This is a genomic window from Bradyrhizobium oropedii, from assembly GCF_020889685.1.
Classification (GTDB): domain Bacteria; phylum Pseudomonadota; class Alphaproteobacteria; order Rhizobiales; family Xanthobacteraceae; genus Bradyrhizobium; species Bradyrhizobium oropedii.
In genome coordinates this window covers 1-4,027 of sequence record NZ_JACMYO010000336.1, presented here as the reverse complement: position 1 = coordinate 4,027, position 4,027 = coordinate 1, and the positions used below count along the sequence as shown (strand labels likewise).

At 57.8% G+C, this 4,027-nt stretch carries 5 protein-coding genes and 1 pseudogene; 2 read left to right on the top strand and 4 right to left on the bottom strand.

From position 1 onward, the window contains the following. The 4 genes and pseudogenes from H8A95_RS41870 to H8A95_RS44020 all read right to left on the bottom strand — a co-directional run. Positions 1-217, bottom strand: a pseudogene (locus H8A95_RS41870) (feruloyl-CoA synthase); the annotation flags it as partial. Further along, positions 214-1,005 (bottom strand): crotonase/enoyl-CoA hydratase family protein, encoded by a 792-nt coding sequence (locus tag H8A95_RS41865; protein ID WP_229169670.1) that lies wholly within the window; start codon positions 1,003-1,005, stop codon positions 214-216. The pseudogene H8A95_RS41870 and the gene H8A95_RS41865, both read right to left, overlap by 4 nt. A 307-nt stretch (positions 1,006-1,312) precedes the next feature. Then, the gene (locus H8A95_RS41860; protein ID WP_229169669.1) at positions 1,313-1,528 is read right to left on the bottom strand and encodes a hypothetical protein; all 216 of its coding nucleotides are present in this window, start codon (positions 1,526-1,528) and stop codon (positions 1,313-1,315) included. 287 nt (positions 1,529-1,815) lie between these two features. Further along, positions 1,816-1,944 (bottom strand): hypothetical protein, encoded by a 129-nt coding sequence (locus H8A95_RS44020; RefSeq protein ID WP_274617727.1) that lies wholly within the window; start codon positions 1,942-1,944, stop codon positions 1,816-1,818. 352 nt (positions 1,945-2,296) lie between these two features. Here H8A95_RS44020 and H8A95_RS41855 point away from each other — a divergent pair, with 352 nt between their 5' ends. Both H8A95_RS41855 and H8A95_RS41850 read left to right on the top strand, forming a co-directional pair. Further along, positions 2,297-2,704: a hypothetical protein gene (locus H8A95_RS41855; RefSeq protein WP_229169668.1), complete on the top strand. Its 408-nt coding sequence runs from the start codon at positions 2,297-2,299 to the stop codon at positions 2,702-2,704. A gap of 7 nt (positions 2,705-2,711) precedes the next feature. Further along, a complete protein-coding gene (locus H8A95_RS41850; RefSeq protein WP_229169667.1) occupies positions 2,712-3,176 on the top strand; it encodes a hypothetical protein in 465 nt (154 codons plus the stop codon). Positions 3,177-4,027 lie beyond the last annotated feature (851 nt).

Sequence of the window (4,027 nt, the reverse complement as noted above, 5' to 3'; positions counted from 1 at the left end):
CGCGCTCGGCCATGAACACGCGGTTCGGCGCGGCTTTGGCCCAGTGATGCAGGCGGTCGGTGATGCGAACGGGATAATCGGCGAGCTTCGCCTTCGGGCGAAGATAGATCGTGCCGTCGGCATGGCGCTCGACCGTCACCTCGGGATTGCCGAACGAGATCGGGCGCAGCGGATGCGCGCTGGCGGCTGTCGCGGACGTGTCAGGCTTGGCGCTCATGTCGGCTTCACCTTGGCGGTCTTGCGATCAAGGAATGCGCGGATACGCCGCTTGGCTTCCTTGTCGCTCTGCGCGACGGTCGCCACTAGGGATTCCATCAAGAGCCCGGTCTGCGGATTGGCCTCCGCGATCATCGGCAACGCCTGCAGCACCGCGAAATTGGTCAGCGGCGCGTTCGCAGCGACGCGCACGGCAAGCTCCATCGCCTTTGCCAGTGAGCCGCCGGCCTCGGTGAGATATTGCGAGAAGCCGTAAGAGGCGCCTTCGGTCGCGGAATAGACCCGGCCGGTCAACATCATGTCGGCCATCCGGGGCACGCCGATCAACCGCGGCAGCCGCACCGATCCGCCCCCGCCGACGAAGATGCCGCGCTGGCCCTCCGGCAGCGCGAAATAGGCCGAAGGCTCCGCGACGCGGATATGCGCCGCGCAGGCAAGCTCGAGGCCGCCGCCGATCACCGCCCCCTTCAGCGCAGCGATCACGGGCACGCGGCAATACTGGATGCGGTCGAACACTCGATGCCACATCTGGGAATGGACAAGCCCTTCGGTGGCGTCGCGTTCGGTCAGCTCGGACAGATCGAGGCCAGCGGAGAAGTGATCGCCGATGCCGTGGATGACAACAGCGCCGATCCTATCGGGAATCGCAGAAAAGCAGCACTGCAGCGCAAGGATGATGCCGTCGTTCAGCGCGTTGCGCTTGGCCGGACGGTTGAGCCCCACAGTCAGCACTGTGCCCGTCGTCTCGATCCTGAGCAACGATGCGTTACCCGCTATGGCGTTTCCCATGTGTTATTGTTCCCTGCCTGAATAGTTATATGTTATCATTGTTATCGCGAGGAATCAATACCGGACAATGGGACAGGATTGTCAGCGAGCCGTCGGAAACTGAGCGCGACGCATCAAGCCGTCGTCCTCGAGGACGGTGACGATTGCGCTTGTTGCTCCGTCGACCTCCCTGCCCTCGTGGGGCGAGTTAGAGCCTCGAGGTTTCTCCGCTCGATTCCAAGCAGGAACGGAATGTCCGGTTGACGCGATTGCGCGAACTTCTCAACCACCTCCTCAGCAGGCTCGCAGCGACCGACGTCAAACTCGCTCAATTTCGGGCGCCGATCGCGGAAGGCAAAGCACCAACCCATTGCGGTGAGGACGTCATGCGCGTCGGTTCAGCAATCGACGCGCCGCTAAGTGCGCGGGCGGGTGCCGGTGGTACGCTTAAATGTGCGACTGAATAGAAGTCACAGAAACCGCAGCGTTCGGCGATGGTGCCGAGCCCGGCACCGCTTTCCAAGGTCAGGGTTTGCGCCATCATGATCGCTGGGGCCTTTCGTGATGTATATCGTTCACGCTGAGGCAACGAAGCCCTGCCTTGCCTAATCTCCGACGTAGACGCCGCCTCGCTTTTTGGCGATCAGATAAACTACGATGCTAAGAACCACGATCGCCGTGCCGTAAAAGGGAAATACCCAGGAGAGGTTCGAACGTTGGAGCCAAAGAAGGAATGGTGTGGTACCGCCGAATATCGTTGCACCAACAGCGTACCCAAGCGTTACGCCGGCGGTCCGAACATTTCTCGGCATCAGCGTAGTGCCAATGAAGTTATAGAGCGCCATATTGCCAGCCGACCAGAGTGCCGCCCACCAACATAACGATAGAGTAGGTCAGAATGCTCTTCTCGGTATAGAGTAGAGATAGGAAGAACGATGGGATGAGCAGCAGGCGCATCATTAGAATGTCTCCGGCCCTGAACTGGTACTTCGACAGAAACCGATATCGGCCGCGGGCACAGTCTCTCGAGTTCGCTTGGGCGCTACAGAGGGCAAACGTTATTGCAGTCGAGTTCGTCGATCCCATTTGGACCAACGTTCCGGAGTCTCTGTCAGAATACATTGATGGAAGAGCGCAGACTTACAGAACGAAAATACTCGATGAGCATTCCGCGAACTCGTGTTAGGGCATGACGATCCAGCATGACCCCACGTGAGACTTGGGCGCTCCGGATTCAGTTACAACTTTAGAGATTTCGAACGCAGAAAATTGCGACTCTGTCGGTAGCGTTGTCTAGAACTGGGGAAGTCCAATGAAGAACATTGTATGCGCGATCGCCGTTCTGGTGAACTCAAGCGCATCGGCCCAAGAGATGGCTCCGATATTTCACAACGGATCTCGTGGCATTATCACCCGTGACAAGGGTATCGTCGAAATCCGATACGAGACGCCCCGCTCCGGCCTTCCGGTAAAGGAAGGCACGGTTCTGTTTTCCGGACGGTGGGACGAGCACGGCAATTACGAAGGCGTCGCCTACACGTTCAAACGCGGATGCGATCCGGCTCCGTATCGAGTCACGGGCAAGGATGCGGGTCCCGGCATCATTCTGACCGGCATCCCGCCGCGGCGTGATCCGCATGGATGCGCCGTCATCGGGACTAATGCCACCGTGAAGCATTCACGGCTCGTCTTCGAATACGAAATCGAAGATCATAACTGAGGGTAAAATGGGTCTGTTTTCAATCAAGGGTACAATTACTGCATACGGCCAGCACGATATCTTGAAAGATGGCTGCATATATCAGTGGATCGAAATGCAAGACGAGCACGGTCAACGGATCAACGTCTCCAAGGTCTTCGCAACGAATGCGATCCTGTCGTTGCTGGTGAACTTAAACATAGGCGGCGAATTTTACTTTGAGACCATCAGAGGGAAGAAACGATTGTTCGGCGTCAAGTCAATGGACGGTGCCGTAGCATTCGACGAGATGAACGCAAGAGCGCGCGTTGGTGGCCTTCTTTTCCTACAAGGCGTCCCGCTTCTGTTAATCTTCGGTCTCGGCGCCATCCCCATGGCCATGGGTCTCTTCTACCTATTCACGCCGAACGACAGCGCTCGTCGAGAGATATTTTACGGCAGCGACCGGGATGAGGCAATTCGTCTCAGGCAACAAGTCCCGATTCGGATCTAATCAACATCGCTATTATGGCAAGCGACTGGCGTGGCGTCACGGGACGCCAGCCTTGGCGTTCACGTATCCCGAATGCAGATCACCCACCGAGACTCTAACTGCCGCTGGATGAAAATTCAGGGGCAGGTCAACCCGCCTCCGACGAGATGCGGGGCGCGCGGTTCATGGCGATCGCAATGCGGCCACATCACGGCGTCGACCGCGGCTCCGCCGAGACAGTTCCTATTTCCCTGGCGCAGCGCACTCGGCTTGGTGGAAACGACGCTGTTCGGCCAAGCTGCGATTGATCTCGGTGGCTTCTGGGCGTCCGGGCATACCGCCACCGAATCCACCTTTTAAAATTCGATCCGCAAGAACAGTCAACAGGACTCGATGTATTCGATGGTCGATTTGAATAGAAAGGATACGGGTCCATACCAAGAAATGCGTTCCAACCTCTTGGGCGGCGCAAAACAATTCATAAATATTGGCCTCACGATCACCGATATGGATGCACTGCGATGGCTTCTCGAAAAGCTCCGTGGATTGCTTGAGGTTCTCCAGCCACCGAATGCTCTCCTTGGTTCAATGGGGATCCGTGTCAGGTTGACCTCGCGCCTGAGCGCAGCGCCCCCTCTGAATTGCTTTCTGGTCCAGAACTTCACGGCGTTGAGCCCCAGTGGAAGCCCCTCGAGGGTCACCGCAAGGCTCGAATGCATCAATATTCCGCATGTCGTGTACGTTTGGGGTTTTCCGTCCAATCTTCGAGAGCTGCTTTTGGGGATGCGCTTAATCATCCCCCCTTTGATGGGTCGGTCGGTCTAGTCTCTCGCGCCGCCCGGCGTCGCGGGTTTTCCCAAGGCGAGTCTCAG

Coding starts and splice junctions, on each gene's coding strand:
- H8A95_RS41865 (WP_229169670.1), bottom strand. CDS start 1,005: ATGGGAAACGCCATAGCGGGTAACGCATCGTTGCTCAGGATCGAGACG.
- H8A95_RS41860 (WP_229169669.1), bottom strand. CDS start 1,528: ATGATGGCGCAAACCCTGACCTTGGAAAGCGGTGCCGGGCTCGGCACC.
- H8A95_RS44020 (WP_274617727.1), bottom strand. CDS start 1,944: ATGATGCGCCTGCTGCTCATCCCATCGTTCTTCCTATCTCTACTCTAT.
- H8A95_RS41855 (WP_229169668.1), top strand. CDS start 2,297: ATGAAGAACATTGTATGCGCGATCGCCGTTCTGGTGAACTCAAGCGCA.
- H8A95_RS41850 (WP_229169667.1), top strand. CDS start 2,712: ATGGGTCTGTTTTCAATCAAGGGTACAATTACTGCATACGGCCAGCAC.